General features: G+C 37.2%; 25 protein-coding genes and 1 pseudogene. 15 read left to right on the plus strand and 11 right to left on the minus strand.

What is annotated here, in order from left to right; translation table 11 throughout:
* Position 1: 1 nt before the first annotated feature.
* From CDOM16190_RS03705 to CDOM16190_RS03740, 9 genes are all read left to right on the plus strand, one after another.
* Complete coding sequence (locus tag CDOM16190_RS03705; RefSeq protein ID WP_170018930.1) at positions 2 to 592, plus strand: LOG family protein; 591 nt, start codon at positions 2 to 4, stop codon at positions 590 to 592.
* Positions 593 to 645: 53 nt separating this feature from the next.
* The gene (mnmA, locus tag CDOM16190_RS03710; protein ID WP_170018931.1) at positions 646 to 1,659 is read left to right on the plus strand and encodes a tRNA 2-thiouridine(34) synthase MnmA; all 1,014 of its coding nucleotides are present in this window, start codon (positions 646 to 648) and stop codon (positions 1,657 to 1,659) included.
* Between the two features lie 739 nt (positions 1,660 to 2,398).
* Positions 2,399 to 2,533 (plus strand): hypothetical protein, encoded by a 135-nt coding sequence (locus CDOM16190_RS10820; RefSeq protein WP_260952209.1) that lies wholly within the window; start codon positions 2,399 to 2,401, stop codon positions 2,531 to 2,533.
* Complete coding sequence (locus tag CDOM16190_RS03715; RefSeq protein ID WP_170018932.1) at positions 2,520 to 3,449, plus strand: ribose-phosphate pyrophosphokinase; 930 nt, start codon at positions 2,520 to 2,522, stop codon at positions 3,447 to 3,449. Before CDOM16190_RS10820 ends, CDOM16190_RS03715 begins: the two co-directional genes overlap by 14 nt.
* Positions 3,450 to 3,613: 164 nt before the next feature.
* Complete coding sequence (locus CDOM16190_RS03720) at positions 3,614 to 4,330, plus strand: DUF4198 domain-containing protein (RefSeq protein WP_169973325.1); 717 nt, start codon at positions 3,614 to 3,616, stop codon at positions 4,328 to 4,330.
* Positions 4,330 to 4,752, plus strand: coding sequence for a hypothetical protein (locus CDOM16190_RS03725; protein WP_169973324.1), 423 nt, complete (start codon positions 4,330 to 4,332; stop codon positions 4,750 to 4,752). Before CDOM16190_RS03720 ends, CDOM16190_RS03725 begins: the two co-directional genes overlap by 1 nt.
* Positions 4,753 to 4,755: 3 nt before the next feature.
* Positions 4,756 to 5,337, plus strand: a complete 582-nt coding sequence (gene cbiM / locus CDOM16190_RS03730) for a cobalt transporter CbiM (protein ID WP_169973323.1) — start codon at positions 4,756 to 4,758, stop codon at positions 5,335 to 5,337.
* On the plus strand, positions 5,334 to 5,987 hold the full coding sequence (locus CDOM16190_RS03735; protein WP_169973321.1) for a CbiQ family ECF transporter T component: 654 nt from the start codon (positions 5,334 to 5,336) through the stop codon (positions 5,985 to 5,987). The genes cbiM and CDOM16190_RS03735 overlap by 4 nt, the downstream gene beginning before the upstream one ends.
* A 2-nt stretch (positions 5,988 to 5,989) precedes the next feature.
* Positions 5,990 to 6,616 (plus strand): energy-coupling factor ABC transporter ATP-binding protein, encoded by a 627-nt coding sequence (locus CDOM16190_RS03740; RefSeq protein ID WP_170018933.1) that lies wholly within the window; start codon positions 5,990 to 5,992, stop codon positions 6,614 to 6,616.
* 16 nt (positions 6,617 to 6,632) lie between these two features.
* On the opposite strand, the gene CDOM16190_RS03745 is transcribed toward CDOM16190_RS03740, so the two are convergent.
* The 10 genes from CDOM16190_RS03745 to lepA all read right to left on the minus strand — a co-directional run bounded on the left by CDOM16190_RS03745 (position 6,633) and on the right by lepA (position 16,910).
* Entirely contained in the window at positions 6,633 to 7,139 is a 507-nt protein-coding gene (locus CDOM16190_RS03745; protein WP_169973317.1) for a YqhA family protein, read from the minus strand.
* A gap of 134 nt (positions 7,140 to 7,273) precedes the next feature.
* Positions 7,274 to 8,299 carry an aspartate-semialdehyde dehydrogenase gene (locus CDOM16190_RS03750; protein WP_170018934.1) on the minus strand — a complete coding sequence of 342 codons (1,026 nt, stop codon included), beginning with the start codon at positions 8,297 to 8,299 and terminating at the stop codon, positions 7,274 to 7,276.
* Positions 8,296 to 9,600, minus strand: a complete 1,305-nt coding sequence (locus tag CDOM16190_RS03755; protein ID WP_170018935.1) for a sigma-54-dependent transcriptional regulator — start codon at positions 9,598 to 9,600, stop codon at positions 8,296 to 8,298. Before CDOM16190_RS03755 ends, CDOM16190_RS03750 begins: the two co-directional genes overlap by 4 nt.
* Before the next feature lie 3 nt (positions 9,601 to 9,603).
* Positions 9,604 to 10,014: a hypothetical protein gene (locus CDOM16190_RS03760; protein ID WP_169973311.1), complete on the minus strand. Its 411-nt coding sequence runs from the start codon at positions 10,012 to 10,014 to the stop codon at positions 9,604 to 9,606.
* A complete protein-coding gene (locus CDOM16190_RS03765; RefSeq protein WP_170018936.1) occupies positions 9,990 to 10,484 on the minus strand; it encodes an LPP20 family lipoprotein in 495 nt (164 codons plus the stop codon). The genes CDOM16190_RS03760 and CDOM16190_RS03765 overlap by 25 nt, the downstream gene beginning before the upstream one ends.
* Positions 10,485 to 10,524: 40 nt before the next feature.
* Positions 10,525 to 13,134, minus strand: coding sequence for a DNA topoisomerase (ATP-hydrolyzing) subunit A (gene gyrA / locus CDOM16190_RS03770; protein WP_170018937.1), 2,610 nt, complete (start codon positions 13,132 to 13,134; stop codon positions 10,525 to 10,527).
* 60 nt (positions 13,135 to 13,194) lie between these two features.
* On the minus strand, positions 13,195 to 13,767 hold the full coding sequence (locus tag CDOM16190_RS03775; RefSeq protein WP_170018938.1) for a ComF family protein: 573 nt from the start codon (positions 13,765 to 13,767) through the stop codon (positions 13,195 to 13,197).
* A complete protein-coding gene (locus CDOM16190_RS03780) occupies positions 13,768 to 14,319 on the minus strand; it encodes a YajG family lipoprotein (RefSeq protein WP_169973302.1) in 552 nt (183 codons plus the stop codon). It abuts the gene before it with no gap.
* Between the two features lie 9 nt (positions 14,320 to 14,328).
* Positions 14,329 to 15,045: a hypothetical protein gene (locus CDOM16190_RS03785; RefSeq protein WP_170018939.1), complete on the minus strand. Its 717-nt coding sequence runs from the start codon at positions 15,043 to 15,045 to the stop codon at positions 14,329 to 14,331.
* Positions 15,046 to 15,119: 74 nt separating this feature from the next.
* Positions 15,120 to 16,910, minus strand: a complete 1,791-nt coding sequence (gene lepA / locus CDOM16190_RS03790; protein ID WP_170018940.1) for a translation elongation factor 4 — start codon at positions 16,908 to 16,910, stop codon at positions 15,120 to 15,122.
* Between the two features lie 131 nt (positions 16,911 to 17,041).
* Here lepA and CDOM16190_RS10685 point away from each other — a divergent pair.
* Positions 17,042 to 19,057, plus strand: a pseudogene (locus CDOM16190_RS10685) (HsdM family class I SAM-dependent methyltransferase); the annotation flags it as partial.
* A gap of 90 nt (positions 19,058 to 19,147) precedes the next feature.
* A complete protein-coding gene (locus CDOM16190_RS10905) occupies positions 19,148 to 20,197 on the plus strand; it encodes a restriction endonuclease subunit S (protein ID WP_249934107.1) in 1,050 nt (349 codons plus the stop codon).
* A gap of 75 nt (positions 20,198 to 20,272) precedes the next feature.
* Here the strand turns inward: CDOM16190_RS10905 and CDOM16190_RS03800 are convergent, their stop codons facing one another.
* Positions 20,273 to 21,130, minus strand: a complete 858-nt coding sequence (locus CDOM16190_RS03800; RefSeq protein WP_170018941.1) for an ABC transporter six-transmembrane domain-containing protein — start codon at positions 21,128 to 21,130, stop codon at positions 20,273 to 20,275.
* A gap of 159 nt (positions 21,131 to 21,289) precedes the next feature.
* On the opposite strand from CDOM16190_RS03800, the gene CDOM16190_RS03805 reads away from it, so the two are divergent.
* The 4 genes from CDOM16190_RS03805 to CDOM16190_RS03820 all read left to right on the plus strand — a co-directional run.
* A complete protein-coding gene (locus CDOM16190_RS03805; protein WP_170018942.1) occupies positions 21,290 to 21,925 on the plus strand; it encodes an NAD(P)-dependent oxidoreductase in 636 nt (211 codons plus the stop codon).
* Positions 21,926 to 21,994: 69 nt separating this feature from the next.
* Positions 21,995 to 22,420: an Rrf2 family transcriptional regulator gene (locus CDOM16190_RS03810; RefSeq protein ID WP_169942624.1), complete on the plus strand. Its 426-nt coding sequence runs from the start codon at positions 21,995 to 21,997 to the stop codon at positions 22,418 to 22,420.
* A gap of 219 nt (positions 22,421 to 22,639) precedes the next feature.
* Positions 22,640 to 23,662, plus strand: a complete 1,023-nt coding sequence (gene hemE / locus CDOM16190_RS03815) for a uroporphyrinogen decarboxylase (RefSeq protein WP_170018943.1) — start codon at positions 22,640 to 22,642, stop codon at positions 23,660 to 23,662.
* Between the two features lie 35 nt (positions 23,663 to 23,697).
* On the plus strand, positions 23,698 to 24,462 hold a 765-nt coding region (locus tag CDOM16190_RS03820; RefSeq protein ID WP_170018944.1), incomplete at its 3' end, for a cache domain-containing protein.

The raw sequence follows: 24,462 nt of genomic DNA on the forward strand, positions 1-24,462 counted from the left end.
GATGGAAGAAATTTTAAATGATTTAAGCAAATTTAGAGATTTTTTAGCTTATAAAAATCCTAGTGTTACCTTTTTTGGCTCTGCTAGATTTGAGCCTGATAATAAATATTGTAAAATGGCTTATGAACTGGCTTTCGCTCTGGCTAGCGAGGGTTTTGCCATAATAAGTGGAGGGGGAGGCGGCATAATGGAGGCTGCCAATAAAGCCGCCTATGATAGTGGCAAGAGTCCTTCCATAGGGCTAAATATCGTGCTTCCTTTCGAGCAGGTTACAAATCCGTATGCTACCGACAAATTTGTATTTTCTAATTTAAACGCACGCAAATTTGCCCTTATTGAGCGCTCAAAGGCATTTTTAGTATTTCCAGGCGGATTTGGAACTTTAGATGAACTGTTTGAAATTTTAGTATTAGCTCAAATCGGTAGAAAAAAATCTAAAATTTATCTCATAGGAAGTGAATTTTGGAGTAAATTGGATGACTTTATTAAAACTACTTTAATAAATGAAAAATCTATCAGCAAAGAGGATCTAAACATCTACGAAATATCCGATGATCTTAAAAAAATTTCAGAAGAGATTTTAAAAATTTAATGATATTTTATGAAATGAGATAAATTTATCCAAAGTATTTCAAAAAGGAAGATATGAAAATTTTAATAGCTATGAGTGGCGGAGTGGATTCTACGATGAGTGCTAAGATGTTAAAAGAGCAGGGGCATGAGATCGTGGGTTGCTATATGAAACTGCACAAAAAACCCGGATATCACGAAAAAAACATAGAAAAAGTAGAGAAAGTATGTGATTTCTTGGGTATTAAGATGCATATTTTAGACCTTGAAGAAAAATTTAATAAATATGTATATTCGCCTTTTATAGATACTTACAAAGAGGGTAAAACTCCAAATCCTTGCGCTTTGTGTAATAAATTTATAAAATTTGGTAAGCTTTTGAAATTTGCTAAAAGTATAGGATGTCAAAAGCTAGCTACGGGACACTATGTGCAAATTGAAAACGGATTAATAAAGACAGCAAGGGATCTGAATAAGGATCAGAGCTACTTTATTGCACAAGTTCCAAAAGAAGTTTTAGCCGATATGATATTTCCTCTTGGAGACAAGATGAAGAGCGATATCAAAGAGATGGCTAAAAATTTACCTGACTTTAAAGAATTTGGCGAGCAGGCCGAGAGTAGCGAAATCTGCTTTGTGGATACTACATATATTGATATTTTAAATAGGCATTATGATACAAATTTGCCGGGAGATGTGGTAGATGCCTCAGGTAAAATTATAGGCAGACATAGCGGATATATGCACTATACCATAGGTAAAAGACGAGGTTTTGAAGTGTTTGGTGCACACGAACCACATTTTGTTTTATCTATTGATGCCACAAAAAACCAGATAGTGGTGGGCACTAAAAGCGAACTTGAAAAGAGCGAAGTGTTAGTCAAAGAATTAAATATGTTTGTGAATGAGAGTGAATTTGAGTGTGAGGTTAAAGTAAGATACCGAAGCATACCGCTTCAGGCTCATGTTGTTATAGATGATGATATTGCAAAGATAAGTTTAAAGCAGAGCGCTTACGGAGTTGCCAGCGGACAACTTGCCGTATTTTACAGAGGTGATTTTGTTATAGGGAGTGGGTTTATAGTCTGATTAATAAATAAAATTTATATGTTTTAAGCAAACAAACCTTAAAATTCATCTAAGATTATGAAAGATTGTAAATTTAGATGGATAAAATTTTTCTCGCTCTGCTATTACTCGATTTTTATTGCACTTTCTATCTATATTTCAGGCGGATACACTTTAATAAATTTACTTAAAAATTTTTATATCATACTTGAAAAGTCTATAAAAATTGATTTAAATTTGATAGATATAGTGTTAAAACTTTAGTCGGCAGTTGAAGAAATTTAATATCTGTTGTTTGCGAAATTGAGTTTGCAATAGAATCAGAGCCTATGATAAAGCTCGCAATAAAAGAGTTTGCAAAGAGCTAAAAAGCTAGATCCTAAAAAACCGCCTAGTTCAAAAAGAGCATTAAAAATAGAGCAGCAAGTTCTCTTGGTATATTTAAATCTGACAACTTCCGTTTGATCTACTGATCAAAATTTAAATATAAGTTTAAAGATAGGTGGTTTATCCGGCAAAATTTAGCAAAGCTAAATAGAAATGATATTGCCAGAAACTCGCTTTGATAAAATTGGCTATAAAAAGCATAAGCGCTATCTCGAAAAAGCACTCAAACTAAGATAATAAGGTGTTGGTCATATACAATCTACGCTTGCAAAAAATGGAGAGATAAAAGATCTAAAATATCCAAAAGCTCATCAAAAACCGCATTGAATGAGACTGCACTAAAAGAGCCTTAAAAGATGCTAAAAGCGAGTTTGTGAGGTTTAAAGAGGATATGAATATAAAGCTAAGCCTTAAATTTATACTAAATAGGATATTTAAATTTAGGTTCGTTTTGGTAAAATGGGCTATCTTAAAAAACACAAAGGCAAAATCTTATGAGAGGTTATAAAATTTTTTCCGGTACGGCAAATGTTGAATTTTCTAAAAAAATATCTCAATACCTTTCTCTCCCGCTAAGCGAGTCATCGATAAAGCGTTTTAGCGATGGCGAAATAAGCGTGCAAATAGGCGAAAGTGTGCGCGGCAAGGATATATTTGTAATTCAGCCTACCTGCGCTCCGGCTAATGTAAATTTAATGGAACTTTTAATATTAACGGACGCTTTAAGAAGAAGCTCGGCAAGCTCTATAACGGCTGTAATTCCATATTTTGGATATGCAAGACAGGATAGAAAGGCGGCTCCTAGGGTACCAATTACTGCAAAACTTGTGGCAAATATGATTCAGGTTGCAGGCATAGATCGTGTCGTCACAATCGATCTTCATGCCGGACAAATTCAAGGATTTTTCGATATTCCGGTGGATAATCTTTATGGTTCAATAATATTTAACGAGTATATAAAAAATAAAAATTTAAAAAATCCAATCATTGCAAGCCCTGATATAGGTGGAGTGGCTCGTGCTAGAAGCGTGGCTAAAACACTTGATCTTGATATAGTAATCGTAGATAAACGCCGCGAAAAGGCAAATGAGAGCGAGGTAATGAATGTAATAGGCGATGTTGCCGGAAAAGATGTGATTTTGGTAGATGATATGATAGATACTGCAGGCACTATAGTAAAGGCTGCCGAAGTGTTTAAAGAAAAAGGCGCTACAAGTGTGATGGCATGTTGCACTCATGCGGTTTTAAGTGGACCTGCTTATGAGAGATTAAAAAGTGATGCCATAGATGAACTTGTGGTAACTGATACCATACCTCTAAAAGAGCAGCATGAAAAAATAAAGGTCTTAAGCGTAGCACCTATATTTGGAGAGGTTATAAGACGCGTATATCACAATGAAAGTGTAAATTCTCTATTTTTATAAAATTAAAGTCGGTGAATTTGTCTAAATTTGCCGACTTGGCTTCCGGAAAAATATAAATTACTCATATATAATCTATTGTTTATAAATTATATATTTTTTTATATAGATTTAAATATCCTAATTATATAATACTAAATATAGAAATTTATTACTAAAGGAATACTATGTTTAAGAAAATATTATTTAGCACCGCCGTTTTTATTATCGGACTTACGATGTCCGCTCAGGCTCATCAGGTTATTGCCAATAGCGTAGGTAAAAATAAATTTGAAGTAAAATTTTGGGCTCATGATAAATTTGAATCCTACTCTTCAGAACAACTTTTGGGAGCAAAGGCTTATGATGAGAATTTAAATCGTATCAAAACCGGCATAGCTTATAATTTTAATGATGCTAAAAAAGCTCCTGAAGTACTGACAGAAAAAGCTCCTGCAATAGTAACTATGTTTTTTGATGCAAACTACTGGGTGCAGACTGACGATGGCTATATAGTAGGAGATAAAGTAAAGACTAAAGGCATCGTGTTTGACGCTATTAAGAGTATAAAAATCGGTAAAACATATTTTTCTTGGAATGAGAAATTTTTAAATCCTATAGGACTAAAACTAGAAGTTATAGCGTTAAAAAATCCTTTAGAGGTTAGAGTTGGAGAGTCTTTGCCCGTTTTGGTTTTAAAAGATGGCGAACCTCTTGAGGGTGCTGGTTTTGAGACTGCAAAAGACGATCTTGAAACAGTCACTAATAAATTTGGCATTGCGCTAATTCCTATTAAGGAAAAAGGTCTAAATATTATCGCAGCAAAGAGTGCAGAGCCTATATTTACAGACCCGAAAGCCGAAAGGCTACTTATCCAAAGCTCAATATCATTTGAGGTTAAATAGTGAGAATCCTACCCCTTCTTTCACTATTTCTCTCGGCCTTGTTCTCGCACGGACTCTTTTATAGTGTCCATGAGGACAAAGCCGTAATAATAAACGCAAATTTTTCAGAAAAAATCCCAGCCGCTTACGCGAGTATAGTCATATACGAGGGTGAGTCGGCTATACCTCTTCTAACATCCAAGCTTGATAGTGGTGGAAATTTTGCATTTTTGCCACCTAGAAGCGGAGAGTATAGGGTTAAAATCAGTGCAAGTAGCGATCATGGAAGCCATGATAAAGAATTTAGTTTAAATGTAGATGAAGGTAGCCTAAGCGGATATAAAGAGCCTGTTTATCAGAAGTATTTAGGGATTTTAAGCGTTATAGGCATAATATTTGGAATTTTTGGTATCATTGTGCTAATTAAATCTAAAAAAGCGTGATAGGTGCATATATCTGAGGGAATTTTAAATAGCGAAATTTTAGTAGCCGGCTGGGTCGTATCTGGCGTAATCAGTGCATATGCTCTATACAAAATGAATTCTCAAGAGATACCGAAAGTCGCCATGCTTACATCTTTATTTTTCATAGGTTCTTTTGTCCATATTCCGGTAGGGCCAACTAGTGTTCATCTGCTTTTTAGTGGTCTTATAGGCGCTATAGGTGGTGTGAACGGATTTTTGGCTATATTTATAGCTCTTTTTTTTCAGGCTTTACTTTACGGATTTGGCGGTATAGGAGTGCTTGGCGTAAATACTCTTATTATAGCTGGACCGGCGGTTTTTCTGTGGTATTTTTTAAGACCCAAGATAACAACTCATCTAAATTTTGTCTCTTTTGTTGGCGGATTTTTGCCCGTATTTTTTAGTGTTTTACTATTGGTTGGAGTTTTGATTTTAAATAGTGTGCATCTTGACTATGCAGTATATATGATAATTTTATTTAATTTGCCACTTATGATAATAGAGGGCTTAATATCTCTATTTACTCTTAAATTTATCATGAAATATAGACTAAATTTCTTATGAGTAAGCCGGTTTGCTATCTTTTTATAGTTTTGATTTATGATATTTTTTTGCTTTCGGCTAGCGAATTTTATCCTCTTGACTTTTTAATCCCGTTGCTTGCATTTTTGCTGTTTGCAGAGAATAAATTTAAAGTTTTAACCTGGCTTTTAACGCTTGATGTTTTTTTGTTTTTTGTTGTTTTTTCATATATTTTAAACGGTGATTTTTTTATCGCAAAAGTAGTTTTTATAAGGACAAATTTGATACTTCTTTTAGTGCTTAGCCTATTTTTGGGCAGGAATCAATACTTTTTAATTAAAGCTCTTTATTCTATAAAAATTCCTCAAAAATTACTAGCGGTAATGATTATAAACAGCAAATTATTTGAAGAGCTTTTAAATCAAATTTCTAAGATACCAAACACTTTACAAGTGCGTGGTGTAAAGGTAAATTTTTCTATTTTTACCTATAGGGCCTATGCTAATTTGATTGGAAAGATTATAGTTAATGGATTTGATAGATCGTTTGAAATCTACTCTGCTATGAGAGTTAGGGGATATAAAGGATATATAAGTTTTTTGGATATGCAAAGAGCAAATTTAAGTGAAATTTCGCTTTTGATTTTGACCTTGATTGCAGCTGGTTTTAGGATTTATAAATTTGTAGGATAGAGATGGAAAATATAATAGAGGTTAGAAATTTATCCTTTGGATTTGATGGAAAAACTATTTTTGAAAATATAAATTTAGATATCAAAAAGAATTCTAAAATTTTAATTTATGGTGCAAATGGAGTTGGTAAAAGCACATTTTTATCTATTTTAGCATCTATTAATAGTGCAACAGGCGGACAGGTCATAATAAAAGAAAATTTAAAAATTTCATATCTTTTTCAAAATAGCAACGATCAATTTATAGCTCCAAGCGTAATTGAGGATGTGGCTTTTTCGCTTTTGGCCGAAGGAGTGGATGCTAAAATAGCTCAAAATAATGCTACTGAAATTTTAGAAAAATTTGAAATTTCACACCTTAAGGATCGCTCTATCTACAATCTCTCGGGCGGCGAAAAGAGGCTTGTGGCAATAGCCGGAGCTTTAGTAAGGGATGCCGATATATATCTTTTTGATGAGCCGTTTAATGAGCTTGATAGCCATAAAAGCGAGCTTGTTTTAAAAAATTTAAACGAAAAAAATAGAGCTTTTGTGATAATCACACATCATAAAAGAGATATTTTTGATAAAGATACGATTAGTTGTGAATTTTTTAAAAATGGATTGGTTATAGATGATTTAAAGAGCTAGCTAAGGGCTCTTTAAATCAATGTTCACCTTTATGTAGGAAATAAAGTCCTAAACAAAGAGCCAGAATAGACACTGCTAGGTATGCCATTTCAAGAGGTGTATTAAAATTTGCATGTAGGACTCTTTGGAAAAAATTTACGATTAAAACCATTACTATTACTTTTGCCAGCTTATCTTTTAGCTGATCTAGCGAATGCACTTCAAGCACGCTAGAGTGTCTTGAGTCTTTCATATGTTCGATTTCACCGATAAAAAGCTCGTAAATTCCAAAGCTAAATATAAAAAGCACTAACGCCATCAAATAAAGATCTATCGCTCCCACTATGACCCCTACGACATCCGAGTGAAAGCTCTCAGGATGATGCCCTTTAAAAAAGTAAGCGTAAATATCTCCAAAGATAACAAAAATATCGTAACTTGCGATAATAAACAGCACTATAGCCCCAAGCAGACAAAATATTACAGGCAAGATGGCAAAAATTCTGCTTGACCACATTAGCCTTCCAAATATACTCTTTAGCATTAAATCTCCTTAAATTTTAAGAGTCGACATTCTATAATATTTTGACTGAATTTGCAAAAATAATTAGAAAAATAAATCATAATATTAAGCGGTAGCCGTAAAATTTATATATGATTTTACGGCTAAATTTATAGCTAGTCTTGTAGTTCAATCCATTTTTGCGCGATTCTTACCGCGTTTGTCGCAGCTCCTACGCGAATTTGATCGGCTACACACCAAAGATGAAGCACGTTATTTCGGTAGTTATCCTTGCGAATTCTGCCGACGTAAGTGTCGTTTGTGTTGCTTGCAGTTAGCGGCATAGGATAAATTTTCTCTTTCGGTTCATCTTCTATAACGATGCTTGGCGCGTTTTTTAGTATCTCTCTTGCACGCGCTGCGTCTATGTCTCTGTCAAAATGTATAGTGATGGCTTCCGAGTGGCTTCTAAGCACAGGCACTCTAACGCAGGTAGCACTTACCTCCATCTTTTTGTGAAGGATTTTTTGAGTCTCATTAACCATTTTCATCTCTTCTTTTGTGTAGTCGTTATCTAAAAACACGTCGATGTGCGGTATGAGGTTAAACGCAAGTTGATGGGCAAAAACCTTCGGCTCGCACTCGTCAAGCTTAAATTCAAAGAATTTTTGAAGCTGCAGAACAAGCTCTTCCATACCCTCTTTGCCTGCGCCGCTTGCTGCTTGATATGTGGCCACATCCACGCGGTTTATTCCAAATGCGTCATCAAGCGGCTTTAGAACCTGCACCATTTGGATGGTTGAGCAGTTTGGGTTGGCGATTATGCCGCGATTTGTCCACTGCGCGATATCTTGCGGGTTGCACTCAGGCACCACTAGCGGGATATCTGCTTCCATTCTAAAGTGGCTTGTGTTATCTATAACTACAGCTCCGCTTTGTGCTGCAAATGGCGCAAATTTAGCCGATATAGAGCCACCAGCGCTAAAAAACGCTATATCGATCTCGTGCTCGTCAAATACACTCTCTGTAAGCTCAACGACCTTATACATCTTGCCGTTAAACTCGACTTCGCTTCCAGCACTTCTTGCACTTGCAAGCGGTAAAAGTTCGTTCACCGGGAAATTTACCTCTTCCATCACGCGAAATATCTCTTCTCCCACAGCCCCTGTAGCACCCACCACAGCAACGTTAAATTTTCTCATAGCCATTCCTTTATACCGTATTTATCAAGTTTGTCACGCAAATTTTCTTCGCTTAAATTTAAAATTTCGCAAGCCTCTTTTATATTTCCATCCACGCTTTTTATCACATCTATGATGAGCTCTTGCTTGATCGTCTCTTTGTCTTTTACCCTTCTAGCCTGTAAAAACAGATCCGCAGCTGAAATTTCTTCACCTTCGCTCATGATCGCAGCTCTTTGAACTACTGAGATAAGCTCTCTTATGTTGCCCGGAAATTCGTAGCTTTCAAGCTCGGCTTCGGCTTCTTTTGAAAATTTCTTGGTGTTAAAGCCAAATTCAGAGCACGAGCTTTCAAGCGCTTTTTTTGCGATTGGTAAAATTTCCTCTTTTCGCTCTCTAAGCGGTGGGATGAGCACCGGGATAGTATTTAGTCGGTAAAAGAGATCTTCTCTAAATTTGCCTTGCTTTATCAAATTTTCTAAATTTGCATTAGTCGCGCATACGATCCTAACGTCTATCTTTGTGCTTTTAGTCGCGCCAAGCCTCGTTATCTCTCGCTCTTGCAGTGCACGCAGAAGCTTTGGTTGAAGAGATATAGGCATCTCGCCGATCTCATCTAAAAACAAAGTTCCGCCGTCCGCAAGCTCAAATTGACCTTTTTTTTGCGCGGAAGCGTCGGTAAAAGCTCCCTTTTCAAAGCCAAAAAGCTCACTTTCTATGAGATTTTCAGGGATGGCTGCCATGTTTAGTGCGATAAAAGGCTTGTTTGCGCGAGGCGAGTTTTTATGTATGAAATTTGCAAAGAGCTCTTTGCCAACGCCGCTTTCGCCCATAAGCATTATGCTTACGTCCGTTGCTGCCGCTTTTTTGGCTATGTTTAAAGCCTTATCAAGCTTTGGTGAAGTAGCGTAGAAGTCGCCTTTAGTTTCTTCTTTTTTTTCGCTTTGTTTTTTTAAATTTGAAGGCGTTTTTTGATTTAAAATTTCAACTCTTTTTATAGCCTGATAAAGAGTTTGGACATCAAAAGGCTTTGTTAAAAAATCTTTTACTCCAAGCCTTACACTCTCGATAGCTTTGTTAAGGGTGGCGTTGCCCGTCATGATAATCACATCAAATTTGCCATCCAGCGTCTTTATGAACTCTAGTCCGTCCATCGTAGGCATGTTTATATCGGTTATGATAAGATCAGTCTCATCGCTCATCTTTTTAAGCGCTTCAACGGCACTTTTGTAGCTTTTTATTTTTAGCTCTTCGTATTCGCCAAGTGCTATTTCAAGGGATTTTCGCATATTTATGTCATCTTCGACAATGACTACATTCATAACCTACTCTTTTATCTTAAATACGCCGATAATAGCAGAATTTGGCTTAAATTTAATAGTAAATCGAATCGGCAAAAGCGTAGTATCCGTTTTGGTGTGTAGATTTATTCCTTGTGGATTTTGGCTGTGAGTATAGAAGTCCTGAACCTTAAATTTTTGTGATAAAAAGCACTCAAACAGCTTTTCTTTATGTAAATTTAAATACTCTAAAGCGCTATCTTTTTTATCTTTTTCTTCATCTATTTCGCACAAAAACTCATCTTCAAGACCGGTTAAAACCATAGCCTTTGAGATAGCGAAATTTTCGTAATTTACAATGTGATTTTTAGTAGAAATTTTGGCCCAAAGGATAAACTCCTCCGAGCCAAAAAAATTGGTTATTATAAGGATTAATAAGCAAAAATTTCTTGCCACTTGCTTTGATCTAACTTAAGTTCCATTCTAACGCGATACAAACCATCTTTGAAGTCGTGCTCGACTATAGAGGCGTTTTTGATAAGACCGCTTACTTGGGCTGTGATAGTTGAGTCCCTTAGCATCGCGTCTCTTACTGTATCTTTTGAGTTTATTTTAACGCCGTAAAGTTTTTCCGCAAGCTGTCTGTGCGCATCAGCTATTGCCGCACGTTTTGCAAGGGCTAAAGACTGAGCTTGAGAGACTGTGTTAAGCGGTGCTATGCCCTCTCCAACAGCGCTAAAAGAAGCTTCTGCCGGAGCTGTGTCATATATCATCTTCTCTTGTCTCATCACATCTCTGATATCGTCTTTATCGACTTTTTGGACAACAACATCTTGCTGTGCCATATTTGCAGTGACGTCCTTACTGGAACAACCACTCATGATCAGCATAGCTACGCCAACTATCGCAACATAAAAACTCTTCATTTTATAACCTTTTTATAAATTTCATTTGATTAAGCAAAATTTATTCCAAAATACTACCGCTATCTTCGCCGTTTTCTTCGCCCGCTTCAAACTCTTGGCTGTCGCTTTCTTCTTTAGGGCATTTCGCTACGCTTACTACGTCATCACCGTCTACGTTTACGACGATTACACCGCTTGTGTTACGTCCAGCCTTTCTGATGCTTTGCATATCGACTCTTATCATCTTTCCGCTTGAAGTTAGCGCCATCAGGTCTTGCTCTTCATCGACCATCACGACACCTACAAGATCGCCTGTGCGGTTGTTTAGCTTCATGCAGATTACGCCCTTGCCGCCGCGGTTTGTTAAGCGGTACTCTTCAGCAGTTGTGCGCTTGCCGATACCTTTTTGAGATATGCTAAGCACCTCTTGTTCGTTGTGTTCGATTACCGCTGCGCCTACGACTTCATCGCCTAGTTCTTTAAACTTAATTCCGGTTACGCCACGAGCAGTTCTTCCCATCTGGCGAACTTTGCTAACGTTAAATTTAAGGCACATTCCTTTTTTGGTAACGATAAATAGCATCTTTCCTGCCGCTGCGTTATCAGCGTTTTCATCTAAATTTTCATCTTGAATTTGCTCTTCTTGCACCACCTCTACGCTTTCATCATCACTTATAGACGGTATAAATTCATTTTCGTCGCTTTCAACGATTAGCGCTGTGACTAGCTCGTCGTTTTCATCTAGACTTATAGCGCGAACACCGATAGAGCGGATATTTTTAAACTCGCTTAAATTTGTGCGTTTTACTACACCATTTTTCGTAAAGAATGCAAGCGACTTGCTCTCGTCAAAATCAGTCGTCGGTATGATAGCCATGATCTTTTCATCAGGCTGAAGTTGAACTAGATTTACCACCGCTTTGCCTTTTGCTGTGCGACTTCCCTCAGGAATTTTATAAACTTTCAGCCAGTAGAGTTGTCCGCGATCGGTTACAAACATCAGCGTATCGTGAGTATTTGAAGTAAAGAAGCTTTCGATGAAGTCATCATCGTAGGTAGTTACGGCTACTTTGCCCTTGCCGCCTCGCTTTTGCTTCTCGTATTGCTTGCTTGGCACTCGCTTGATGTATCCGCGATGAGTTATGGTTACGACCATGTTTTCATTAGGTATCAAGTCCTCGATATCGATATCGTCATAATCGTCCACTATCTCGGTAACGCGCGGAACTTTAAATTTGCTCTTTATTTCGATGAGTTCTTCTCTAATCAGTGTTTCAAGCAAGGTTTCGCTCTTTAAAATTTCGTCAAGTCTTGCTATCTCGGATAGTAGTTCTTGAAGCTCGTTATCAAGTTTTTCGCGCTCAAGACCGGTTAGCTTGCTTAGCCTCATATCCAAAATCGCATTTGACTGAAGCTCGCTAAGTCCAAATTTAGCCATCAATCCATCTCTGGCCGAATTCGTATCAGGGCTATTTTTTATAAGTTCTATTACTTCATCGATATTATCAAGTGCGATTTTAAGACCTTCTAATATATGGGCTCTTGCACGCGCTTTTTGAAGCTCAAAAATAGTTCGTCTGATTATGACCGTTTTGCGGTGATTTAAAAATAGCTTAAGCAGATCAATGAGTCCAAAAATTTTAGGCTCTTTGTTATCGATCGCAAGCATTATCACGCCAAAGGTGCTTTCCATTGTGGTTGATTTAAAGAGATTGTTTAACACGATATCGCTCATCGCGTCGCGTTTTAGCTCAATAACTACGCGGATTCCGTCTCTGTCGGACTCGTCGCGCACCTCGCTGATGCCCTCTATCTGCTTTTCTTTAACTAGATCTGCGATTTGCTCGATGAGGCGCGCTTTGTTTGTTTGATATGGTAGCTCATCAATTACGATCACGTCTTTGTTTGGCTTTTTTTCGATGTGAGTTTTTGCTCTTATCTTTACGCGACCTCTACCTGTACGGTAGGCTTCGATAATACCTTTTTTGCCAAATATTATGCCGCCTGTGGGGAAGTCCGGGCCCTTTATATGCTCCATAACCTCTTCAAGAGTCGCATTTTTGTTTTCAAGAACAAGCAAAAGCCCATCGATTAGTTCGTTAAGGCTGTGCGGAGGGATATTTGTAGCCATACCGACCGCGATACCGCTTGAGCCGTTTAAAAGCAAATTCGGCACTCTGGCAGGCAAAACGTCCGGCTCAACAGTGCTATCGTCGTAGTTTGGGATAAAATCAACCGTATCTTTATCTATATCTCGCAGCAGCTCTTCGGCTAGTATCGTCATCCTAGCTTCGGTATAACGCATCGCAGCAGCGCCGTCGCCATCGACTGAACCGAAGTTTCCTTGACCGTCCACGCTTGGGTATCTCATAGAAAACGGCTGAGCCATACGCACAAGCGCGTCATATACCGCAGTATCTCCGTGCGGGTGGTATTTACCGATGACGTCACCGACTATACGGGCTGATTTCTTATACGGGCTTCTTGAGCCCACGCCAAGGTCGTTCATGGCGTATAAAATTCTTCTGTGAACAGGCTTTAGCCCGTCTCTTGCGTCAGGAAGTGCGCGTCCGATGATGACGCTCATAGAGTAGTCTAGATAGCTTGCTTTTATAGAGTCTTCTATGTCTATAACTTCGATATCTTGATTTGCTTCAAATATATTTTCCATTTGTATCCTTAAAATTAACTCATAGATTTTAGCTTAAATTTGATAAAAAGTTGCTAAATACTAATACTTTGCATCGGCTAATACTAGTGCGAATAGTACTTGAACTCCAGCTTTTTCAAGTGTGTTTTTGGCTTCTAAAATTGTTGTTCCTGTGGTTATTATGTCATCGACTAGGATAACTGGAAATTTGGGCTTTTTGTTGATTTTAAAATTTCTTGGATTTTTGAGGCGATAGGCTAAGTTTTTTCCTGCATAGGTTAAATTTGAAGTCGCATGTAAGCTGGCATAAAGTGGCTTTATCTCCTTATTTTTAAGAGCTCTTGCTAAAATTGCCGTGTGAGAATAGTCAAACTTAACTCTATCATCTATCGCAACCGCATTTATAAAAGAGCCGAATTTAAACTCTTTAGCAAACTGTTTAAAGCTTAAATTTGCTAAAAATTTATAAACAAAATTCCCGTGAAATTTATGTTTTGAGGCGAGCAAATTTTTAATTTCAGAATAATCAAAAAAACTGTAAATTTTAAATTCATTTTCTAAAACTCTAGTTCTTAAAGATGAGTTTTGAAGATGATTAGCGCAAGTTTTGCAGATTATTTTTAGGTTAAAATTTCCACAATTAACACAACGCATCTAGCTTTTTATAATTTGAAGAGCAGCTCTTTTTACAATATCGCTTAAAAGCTCATTCAAAAATTTATCAAAAACTCCGCTTGTGTGAATAAGTGCAAATTTTGTCTGGCTTTGGGCTACGTTTTTTGTAATAGTAGTCTCTCCTTTTTTAATTGTAAGCAGGAGTTTAGCATTGCCTTTTAGGTTATCACTGCCATATCCGCTTAAATTGGCCCTTAGTTCAACTATCTTTATATCTACTATTAGATCGTTTGAAAAATTACTCACATTTCCACCAAGCCTTACTAGCTCGTTTGTGATGCCGTCTTGTAGCCAAGCTTTAATATCGTTTTGAAGTGTGACATACTCGCTGACACTTCCCTTTGAATCGGTAATTGTAGCTATTACACTTTTGTTTTGGCGCATATCTGTTACGCTATTTATATGAATCTGTCTATTGAATCCTAGGTTGCTTGAATTTGATTGATATGGGCTTAAATTTATCACATCACTTCTTTTAGAGCAGCCTAAAAAAGCAAAAGCGATCAAGACCGACAGGATGTATTTTTTCATAAATTTACCTTACATCTTTGAAATTTCTTCCGCGACCTTGTTGGCTGCTTGTTTTACCAGCAAGGATACGTAGATGTCAAACTGTCCTGTCCTGCTTACTGCAAGCTTTTTTACTTCTTGTTTTGTAGTGATGTTTAGCATTCTGCTGAAGTTTATATTTTTGATCTTAAGCACGCCAAAAAGCTGAGAATTTAGCTGCTCTTGGTTTCTGCTGTAAACGCCTTTAAGCTCGGTAAAGGCAAAATCCAGTCTATAAGTGTAAGGCGAGGTTTGATCTTCTACTACAAGGATGCCTCGCGAGAGTAGCTCTTGCTTTAAAAACATATAAAATAAAAGCTCAAGCCTTGGATTTGAGTTAAATATAACCGTGCTTCCGTTGGCTCTTATGTATTTTATGCTTTGAACATCCTCTCTTTCGTCGGTTATCCTGTGTAAATAGATCTTTTTAAGCGCGACTTTCGTGTCTATCATATTTTTTTTAAGGCAGCATTTTATGGCAACGTCGCTTCTGTATTTTGTGCCGTTTATCGTTACCGTGTCTCCCGAGCCCTTGCAGGAGCTGCAATCAACAGGGATCTTCATGACTTCTTCGAAGTGAAATTTAGCATCGCTTGAAGATGAGCTAAAGACGTTGCCGGCTAAAACAGGTCCGTCGCTTGTCTTTGAAGAGCAACCTAAAAATAAAAAAGCCGCCGCTATCATCAAAAAAATCGTCTTAAATTTCATTCTGTATCCTTAAAATTTTATATTAATCAAAGCAAATTTTATTCCGCCTGCGAAATTTAGCCCTAATTTAAGCCTTAATCTATCTTAAGCACGCTTAAAAACGCTTCTTGCGGTAAATTTACCTTGCCTATGGCTTTCATTCTTTTTTTGCCCTCTTTTTGCTTTTCAAGCAATTTTCTCTTACGCGTGATATCGCCTCCGTAGCACTTTGCAGTGACGTTTTTGCCCATTGATTTGACCGTCTCGCGCGCTATGATTTTATTGCCGATACTTGCTTGGATAGCCACTTCAAAAAGCTGTCTTGGCACGATCTCCTTCATCGCTTTTACGAAGTCTCGACCCTTGCTTTGAGCTTTGCTTTCAGGTACGATGATAGAGAGCGCATCTACCGTTTCTCCCGCAACTTTGATATCAAGCTTCACTAGGTCTCCTTCGCGGTACTCGCTAGGCTCATAATCAAAGCTTGCGTAGCCTTTGGTACTTGATTTAAGCTTGTCGTAAAAGTCCATTACGATCTCATTCATCGGTATATCGTATTCAAGCAACACACGCTCTGGCGTGATGTAGTCCATCTTGGTCTGAATCGCTCGGCGGTTGTTTAAAAGCGTGATGATATTGCCTAAAAATTCACTCGGCGTGATGATGGTCGAGCGCACGTAAGGCTCTTTTATCATCTCGATTTTATTTACAGGCGGAAGCTGGCTTGGGTTTTGAATCTCTAAAATTTGCCCGTCCGTTTGGATGACTTCGTATGTTACGGTCGGTGCAGTTGCTATCAGATCAAGGTCAAATTCACGCTCTAAACGCTCTTTGATGACCTCCATATGAAGTAGTCCCAAAAATCCAACGCGAAAGCCAAATCCAAGAGCCACAGAAGTCTCGGGCTCGTAGCTTATAGAGCTGTCGTTTAGCTTAAGCTTATCAAGAGCGTCGCGCAGATCTTCAAATTTGTCCGTTTCTATCGGATAAAGTCCTGCAAATACAAATGGCTTTGCCCTCTCAAAACCGCCGACCGGCTCTTTAAGCGGATTTTTGGCAAGCGTTATCGTATCTCCTACCTGTACGTCGCTTACGTTTTTAAGTCCAAGTACGATTATGCCTACTTCGCCCGCGCTTAGCTTGCTTGTCTTAATCGGCGCGATTGGGTTTGGATACATAAGATCAAGCACGATATGCTTTTTGCCCGTTCCCATAACCAAAATTTCGTCGTTTTTGGATAACTCGCCGTCGTATACGCGCACAAGAGCCAGCGCGCCAAGGTAGTTGTCAAACCAACTATCGTAAATCAGCGTCTTAAGCGGGCTTTTTAGCCCTCCGTGAGGTGGCGGAATTCGCGTGATGATAGCCTCAACTAACTCTTTTATGCCTATGCCGCTTTTTGCGCTTACTTCGATAGCGTTGGAGCAGTCAAGCCCGATAACGTGCTCTATCTCGTTTTTAACGCGCTCGGCATCGGCCGCCGGAAGGTCAATTTTATTTATCACGGGGATGATTTCAAGGTTGTTTTCAAGTGCGATATAGACGTTTGCGATCGTTTGAGCTTCGACTCCTTGGCTTGCATCAACCACAAGCAGGGCTCCTTCGCAGCTTGCTAGACTTCTACTTACTTCGTAGCTAAAATCAACGTGTCCCGGAGTGTCGATTAGATTTAAGATATATTTTTCGCCGTTTAGGTTGTGTTCAAGTCTCACGCTTTGAGCTTTTATCGTGATACCGCGCTCTTTTTCGATATCCATCGTGTCCATTATCTGGCTACTCATCTCGCGGTCACTTACCGCTCCGCACTCTTGGATTAATCGGTCTGCAAGAGTGCTTTTGCCGTGATCTATGTGGGCGATGATGCTGAAATTTCTTATGTTTTTCATTTAAATTTTTACTTTACTTTAAATTTTGGCTTTTATTTTGCCCAAAAATCATTTAAAATCTGCATAAATACGATTTTAATATTAAGAAAAACTTAGCTAAACTACCAAAATAAAATTTCTAAAGGCGAAAAATGGCAGTACAAAGCGTAGAGCCAAATGTGGCTGATTTTATAAATTCACAGTTAAAATCATACGGACTTGATTATAAATTAGAACAAGAAAGCTTAAATAGCGAGATAGATAACGCTTTAAAAGAGTATTTTACGAAAAACGGCGGAGCAGGAGCAAATCGTCCGGATGCGAAATTGCTTTTGCAGGACAATAAGTTAAATTTCTTTCCTGTTTTAATTGAATACAAAGGCTATGAAGATAGACTTGAAAAGCTAGATATAGACGGCAATATAGAAAATCGCACCGCCAAAAACGAACCGAATCTAAAAAATATAAATTCTTACGCCGTAAACGGCGCAGTGCATTACGCCAATGCATTGCTTCATCATACTAGCTATACCGATATAGTTGCTATCGGAGTTACTGGACATAAAGATAATAAAAACGTTCTAAAAACTCAAATCGGCGTTTATTACGTGTCAAAATCAAATTTGGGAGTCGGTCGTAAAGTCGGTGAATTTAGCGATCTTTCATTTTTAAAAAAAGAAAATTTTACTCAATTTACAAATTGACTTAAAAATTTAAATTTATCTCACGATGAGCTTGAAAAAATAAAGCAGAAACGAGAACGCGAGATAGATGCGAGTTTAGTAAAGTTAAATAATGACATTTATAACAACGAAAAAGGACTCGGAGAAAATGATCGTGTTTATCTAGTTGCCGCTTCTATCATAGCTACTCTTGGCATACCCGGTAAAGTAGCTCCGTTAGAAAAATCAGATTTAAGATCTTCTAACGAAAAAGGCAATACCGACGGTGAAATTTTGATGAGAAAGATTAAGGCTTTTTTGGACTATAAAAATTTGCCCAATGAGAAAAAAGACCTTATCATCCGCACTCTGTCAAATACGATTTTAACGGAAAATATAAATAAGATAGCAAACGGAGAAACTCAGCTAAAAAGAGTTTTTAGCAAGATAGTAGATGATCTTGGAATTTACTATAAAATAGGACTTACCACCGACTTTACGGGTAAGCTTTTTAATGAGATGTATTCTTGGTTAGGCTTTACTCAAGACAAGTTAAACGATGTCGTGCTTACACCCTCTTATGTAGCCACTCTTTTAGTTAGACTAGCTCGTGTAAATAAAGATAGCTATGTTTGGGATTTTGCTACGGGTTCGGCGGGACTTTTGGTCGCCGCTATGAATGAGATGTTAAAAGACGCTAAAAATTCAATATCGTCTCCCGATCAATTAGCCGCGAAAGAGGCTTGCATTAAGGCCAATCAGCTTTTAGGCTTAGAGCTACTTTCAAGTGTTTATATGCTGGCTATTTTAAATATGATAATGATGGGCGATGGAAGCTCAAATATTTTAAACAAAGATTCTTTAACCGATTTTGACGGAAAATACGGATTTAATATGCAAAATGAAAAATTTCCGGCGACTGCATTTGTGCTAAATCCGCCGTATTCTGCACAAGGCAATGGAATGGTCTTTGTAGAAACCGCCCTTAATATGATGAGCGGCGGATATGCAGCGATTATTATTCAAAATTCGGCAGGCAGCGGTAAAGCTCGTGAGATAAACAAGCGAATTTTAACTCGTAACACTTTAATAGCAAGCATAAAAATGCCGGTTGATCTTTTTGTAGGAAAATCAAGCGTTCAAACGAATATCTATGTTTTTAAAGTCGGCGAGAAACACGAAAAAGACGAGATCGTTAAATTTATAGATTTTTCAAACGACGGCTATACTCGTTCAAATCGTAAAAAAGCCAGCAATAATTTAAAAGATACCGATAGGGCTAAAGAGCGTTACGAAGAGCTTGTAAATTTAGTCCGCTTTGGAAGCTCTAAACTAGACATCTTTAGTTTAAATGAGTATTATGAATCAACAATTGACCCAAAAAATGGAGCAGATTGGAATCAGTCCCGTCCGATAGACGCAAAGCCTACTTTGGCGGATTTTAAAAAGACCGTGAGCGATTATCTAGCATGGGAAGTAACGCAAATTTTAAAAAAGGACAGTCCCCGGGAGAGCGGATTTAGTAAAAAAATAGAAAAATTAGAGCAGGAATTTAAAGCTAGCGGTGGGAAATTTGAAGAGTTTAGAATAGGGGATTTGTTTGATATTAAGACAGGCTCTCTCTTAAATTCTAATATTTTATTCAATGGAAAAATTAAAAGGATATCGGCAAAGAGTGAAGACAATGGGGTTATAGGCTCTTATGATACACTTGGTGTAAATGGAGCTAGGCATTATGAAAATTTTATATCTGTAAATTTCTTTGGCGATGTTTTTTATCATCCATATTTGGCTAGTGTGGAAATGAAAGTACATGTGCTTAAATTTAAAGGGAATGAATTTACGTCAAGCTCAGGACTTTATGTTGCTAGTTGTATTAAAAATACTTTTCGTGGAAAATTTGGGTATGGGAATCAGCTTTCTAGTTCAAAATTGCGAGAAGGTAACTTTAATATAATTTTGCCGACTTTAGGAGGCAAAATAAGCTTTGCGTTTATGCAAAGCTTCATCGAGGAACTCGAAGCGTATCTTGCGGTAACGGGACTTAAAAACTATAATCTAACGAATAAAGAAAAAGACGCTTTGGCTAAATTTGATGAATTTAGCAAATGGGGGGGGGTAGCGAGTGAATATTTTACTTTAGATAGCTTGTTTGATAATATAAAGCAGGGCAGAAGACTAAAGAAGGAAAACCAAAAAAATGGCTTAATACCTTTTGTAATGTCCGGAGTGACTAATACAGGGGTAGTAAATTACATATCAAATCCTGTCGCAAAATTCCCTAAAAACTCAATTACAATAGATATTTTTGGCAACACTTTTTATAGAAATTATGATTTTGGTGCGGGAGACGACACAGGTGTGTATTGGAATGAAAGTAAAAAATATCCATACCAAACTATGCTTTATTTTGCTACCGCAATATCTAAAAGTTTATTTGGGAAATTTTCATACGGAAAAAAATTACGAAGTTCGCAAAGTTTAAAATTTAAAATTTTACTTCTTGTAAAAGACGATAATAAACCTGACTACGAATTTATGAACGATTTTATCAAAGCCGTCCAAAAACTAGTTATAAAAGATGTTGTTCTTTGGGCAGATCAAAAGATAGAAGCTACCAAAAGCGTTGTTGCTAAAGTTTATTAGAACTCTCATTGACGGTTATATTTGTTATTATTAAAGTTGTGTATAAAACTTCAATCAACCATGATCGCTTTTAGTTTATGCAATATTGGCATTTATACGTCTGCCTATATCTTTTAGTTTTGAAAACTGCTCGATGAGGTTTGGTGCATCATCAAGGCTTATTGCAAATGTCCATAGGTATGTTATTACCGAGTAGATATGTCCCGCGGTTGCTTTATCGTTTGCAAGAGTTATGATAGCTAGGCTAAAAAGTACGGCGGCGCTTATGCCGATGATTAAAAAGCTCATCGCTTCGCGGTTTGATATCCTTACTCTTAATAGCGAAAGCAGCTTGTAGTGCCTTTTTAGCTTGTTTTCTCTAGCTTCTTTTATCCTGCTAACCTCTTTTTCTATCTGGTTATTTAGTCTTAAGTAGAGTTTGTCGTTTTTGCTTATGTACCTTGGCAGCAAAAGAGCAAATATAACAATTATTATAAATGTTGCCAGACCCACGTAAAATTCGATAAAAAATAGCATAACCACAGAGCCGAAAATAGAAACCGCCGAAGTAAAAAGCATAGGAAAATGCTGCTCGAAGAAATCCACAAATTCCCGTGACAAATTCGCTCTTGCTATTATTACGGAGTCGTTTTTTGAGTCTTTTTTCTCGCTCATTATGACTTTTACGGCAAGATCTGCATAAATTTTAGTAAATACCTGTGTGTCGATACGCCTTCTTGCAGCTCCTATGCCCCATCCTATAAAGACCATGAGCGAATAAGTAAGCGCTAGCAAGACTTTGCCTTCTATGATGGCGTTTATGGCGATACCTGCTAGCAACGGATATATAAGAAACAGTCCGTTTTCGGCAAGCACCAAGCTAAATGCTAAAAATAGCTTTTTGAAATTTTGCTTAGCGATGAGTTTTAGCGTTTTAAAAGCGCTATTTTGCATGAAATTCCTTTGTTTAAATTAAGCTAAATTTTATAAGCTTTTAAATTCGATGTCAAATTTAAAATTAGTTGTAACTATTGACATTACAATAAAAATTAGATAGACTTCGCTCATAAGTTATAATTAAAAACATTACAACAAAATTTTAAAGGATCTAAAATGAAAAAAGTAGCTATCATAGGCGCAAACGGAAAGAGTGGCAAAGAGTTGGTAAAAGAAGCCTTGCTTCAAGGTTATGAAGTAACCGCTATCGTGCGAAACAAAGAGTATAAAAACGATCAAGTTAAGGTCGTTTATAAAGACGTGTTTGGGCTTAATAAAGAAGATTTAAGCGAATTTGACGTAGTTATAAGCGCATTTGCCGTATGGACGAAAGAGACTTTTCATCTTCATGCAAAGCACACCAAGCATCTTGCCGATCTTCTTAGCGGGAGCAAAACTAGGCTATTTATAGTGGGTGGAGCAGGAACTCTTTATGTAGATAGCGACCGCAAAGTAATGCTAATGGACGCGCCTGATTTTCCGACTGAATACTTAGATGTAGCAAAGGCTGACGCAGGATCTTTTTGTGAGCTAAAAGATAGAAAAGATACACTTTGGACTTATGTTTCGCCTGCTCTAAATTACGATGAAGGCGGAGCTAGAACGGGTAAATATAAAATCGGAAGTGATGAGATTATTTTAAATTCAAACAACCAAAGCTACATAAGCTATCCTGACCTTGCCTTGGCGATAATCGACGAGATAAAAAACCAAAACTATATAAATAGGTGCCTAACTGCGGTAAGCGGCTGAAATTTATGTTTTTGCCCGTAAAATTTGCTATTTTTAGCTAGAATAACGAAAAAATATTTTTAGGTAAAAATGCAAATAGGGCAAAAATTTTCAATCGCGGTTCATATTCTTTTGAGTGTTGAGTTTTTTAAAGAGGATAAAAACACTAGCGAATTTCTGGCTGAGGGTATAGGGGTAAATCCCGTAATCGTAAGAAATATCACGGCTCTTTTGAAAAAAGCTAAATTGATAAAAACTTCTCCCGGTGTAGGCGGACTATCCTTGCTAAAACAGCCAAGTGAAATTACGCTACTAGATATTTATAACGCTGTAAATTCGGATCAAAAAGAGCTTTTTAAAATACATCAAAAATCCCCTGCCGCTTGTCCTCTCGGCGGGCAAATTCAAAATTTGCTAAGCGGACATTTTTTAGCCGCGCAAAACGCTATGCAAAACAAACTCTCTTGTATAAATTTACAAAATTTACTTGACGAGCTAAGGGTTTTAGGCTCTTAATCTAGCTTTGTTTTTAAATTTTATGTAAGAAAATTAATAATTTTAATCAAGAATAGAATTAAAATAAATTTTAAAATTGCCGATATGGAGTGAATATTTAAAATATTTGGTAAATGAAATTTTAAAATACGCAGAAAAAATAATACTCGGCTTATTGTCAAATTTTAAATACTTTAATAATAAATGTGATACAATCGGCAAAAATTTAAAGGAAATTTAATGATATTTGTAGATGCTTGTTTCAAAAGACCTACGCCTTATACTCCTGTTTGGATGATGCGTCAGGCGGGGCGCTATTTGCCTGAGTATATGGCGGTTCGCAAGTCGGCGGGAGATTTTTTATCGCTTTGCAAGGATTATAAAAAAGCAAGTGAAGTAACCATCCAGCCTGTTGATATTTTAGGCGTTGATGCGGCGATACTTTTTAGCGATATCTTGGTCGTACCACTTGAAATGGGCATGGATTTAAAATTCGTGCAAGGCGAGGGGCCTGTTTTTAGCGATCCGATCAAGACAAGAGAGGATTTAGACAGACTTGACGTGCAAAAATCAATTAAAAATTTAAGCTATGTTTATGATACGATCAAGCTAACTCGCCAAAATTTGGCTCAGGATAAAGCGTTAATCGGTTTTTGCGGCGCTCCTTGGACGATAGCTACTTATATGATTGAAGGCGGCGGGACTAAAACTTATGCGGTTAGTAAGAAACTACTTTATTCAAATCCAGAATTTATGCATCAAATTTTAGCCAAGGTTACGGCCGCTCTCATAGGATATATTAAAGAGCAGATCAAAGCCGGCGTAAATGCGGTGCAAATTTTTGATAGCTGGGCTGCTGCGCTTGAGATGAGTGCGTATTTTGAGTTTGGCTGGAAGTATATCATGGATATAGTAGATGCACTTAAGGCTGAATTTCCGCAAATTCCAGTGATCGTATTTCCAAAGGGTATAAGCGGATATCTTGATAAGATAGATGGAAATTTCGAGGTTTTTGGCGTGGATTGGAGTACTCCGATAGAGCTTGCTAAAGCAAAACTAAGTCCAAAATTTGTACTTCAAGGAAACATGGAACCTACTAGACTATACTCAAAATCTGCGATTGATGAGGGAGTAGATAAAATTTTAAGCGTGATGAATGGTGCGCCTCATATATTTAACTTGGGGCACGGAATTTTACCTGATATACCTGTTGAAAATGCAAAACATTTCATCAGGCAGGTTCAAGAAAAAAGTAGAAAATAAAATTAATATAAGAAATTTAAAAAATGGAGTTAAACGTGTTTAGAAAAATTTCATCAAAGATAGCTTTTTTTATATTTGTTTTACTATCTATAGCATTTACCATAATGGCGGTTATAAATTACAACAAAACTAAAAATTCAGTTTTAGATGTGACGGAGATTTCAAAGGAGTCAACAACTCTTGCGAGCGGCATATTTGTTGATGAGTATATGAGTAGTAGGATAAAAGCGGTAGAGGATGCTGTGAGCTATCTTGAGAAAAATCAAGAGCTTTTTTTGGGCGATAGAGAGGCTCTTCAAAAAGACCTTGCAAATATCACAAACTTTATGAATTTGGAGGAGTTTTTTATAGGATTTGCAAATGATGGCGAGATGATTAGCATATCTTTTGCTAACGATAGAAGAGATCCTAAAATATCGGTATTTAACTCTCAAAATAAACAGTATGATGCGAGGACTCGCGGTTGGTATAAAACAGCTGTTGCTAAAGGAGGACTCGCATTTACGGCTCCTTATGTAACCAAGTCAAAAGGTCTTTTGGTGATGAGCGTTATTAAACCTGTTATAATAGAAGGAAAAGTAGCTGCTGTCCTTGGTATAGATATGCTTATAGATGAGCTTGGAAAATCTCTAAGTAAGATAAAAGACAGTCCAAGCGGCATAGTGTTTATCATAGATATGAATACAAAAAGCATGGTATATCATCCTGATAGAAAAATGGTTGTAGAAAAAGACGAGACAGCTTTAAGAGTTGCTCAGGATTTTATCGGATATTACGAAAAATACAAGGATAAAACTTTT

Source organism: Campylobacter sp. RM16190 (assembly GCF_012978835.1).
In the GTDB taxonomy this organism is placed as follows: Bacteria; Campylobacterota; Campylobacteria; order Campylobacterales; family Campylobacteraceae; genus Campylobacter_A.

Excerpts from the sequence above, each read along its gene's own strand:
- CDOM16190_RS03705 (WP_170018930.1), top strand. The coding sequence starts at position 2 with ATGGAAGAAATTTTAAATGATTTAAGCAAATTTAGAGATTTTTTAGCT.
- mnmA (WP_170018931.1), top strand. The coding sequence starts at position 646 with ATGAAAATTTTAATAGCTATGAGTGGCGGAGTGGATTCTACGATGAGT.
- CDOM16190_RS03715 (WP_170018932.1), top strand. The coding sequence starts at position 2,520 with ATGAGAGGTTATAAAATTTTTTCCGGTACGGCAAATGTTGAATTTTCT.
- CDOM16190_RS03720 (WP_169973325.1), top strand. The coding sequence starts at position 3,614 with ATGTTTAAGAAAATATTATTTAGCACCGCCGTTTTTATTATCGGACTT.
- CDOM16190_RS03735 (WP_169973321.1), top strand. The coding sequence starts at position 5,334 with ATGAGTAAGCCGGTTTGCTATCTTTTTATAGTTTTGATTTATGATATT.
- CDOM16190_RS03740 (WP_170018933.1), top strand. The coding sequence starts at position 5,990 with ATGGAAAATATAATAGAGGTTAGAAATTTATCCTTTGGATTTGATGGA.
- CDOM16190_RS03745 (WP_169973317.1), bottom strand. The coding sequence starts at position 7,139 with ATGCTAAAGAGTATATTTGGAAGGCTAATGTGGTCAAGCAGAATTTTT.
- CDOM16190_RS03750 (WP_170018934.1), bottom strand. The coding sequence starts at position 8,299 with ATGAGAAAATTTAACGTTGCTGTGGTGGGTGCTACAGGGGCTGTGGGA.
- CDOM16190_RS03755 (WP_170018935.1), bottom strand. The coding sequence starts at position 9,600 with ATGAATGTAGTCATTGTCGAAGATGACATAAATATGCGAAAATCCCTT.
- CDOM16190_RS03765 (WP_170018936.1), bottom strand. The coding sequence starts at position 10,484 with ATGAAGAGTTTTTATGTTGCGATAGTTGGCGTAGCTATGCTGATCATG.
- gyrA (WP_170018937.1), bottom strand. The coding sequence starts at position 13,134 with ATGGAAAATATATTTGAAGCAAATCAAGATATCGAAGTTATAGACATA.
- CDOM16190_RS03775 (WP_170018938.1), bottom strand. The coding sequence starts at position 13,767 with ATGCGTTGTGTTAATTGTGGAAATTTTAACCTAAAAATAATCTGCAAA.
- CDOM16190_RS03780 (WP_169973302.1), bottom strand. The coding sequence starts at position 14,319 with ATGAAAAAATACATCCTGTCGGTCTTGATCGCTTTTGCTTTTTTAGGC.
- CDOM16190_RS03785 (WP_170018939.1), bottom strand. The coding sequence starts at position 15,045 with ATGAAATTTAAGACGATTTTTTTGATGATAGCGGCGGCTTTTTTATTT.
- lepA (WP_170018940.1), bottom strand. The coding sequence starts at position 16,910 with ATGAAAAACATAAGAAATTTCAGCATCATCGCCCACATAGATCACGGC.
- CDOM16190_RS03800 (WP_170018941.1), bottom strand. The coding sequence starts at position 21,130 with ATGCAAAATAGCGCTTTTAAAACGCTAAAACTCATCGCTAAGCAAAAT.
- CDOM16190_RS03805 (WP_170018942.1), top strand. The coding sequence starts at position 21,290 with ATGAAAAAAGTAGCTATCATAGGCGCAAACGGAAAGAGTGGCAAAGAG.
- CDOM16190_RS03810 (WP_169942624.1), top strand. The coding sequence starts at position 21,995 with ATGCAAATAGGGCAAAAATTTTCAATCGCGGTTCATATTCTTTTGAGT.
- hemE (WP_170018943.1), top strand. The coding sequence starts at position 22,640 with ATGATATTTGTAGATGCTTGTTTCAAAAGACCTACGCCTTATACTCCT.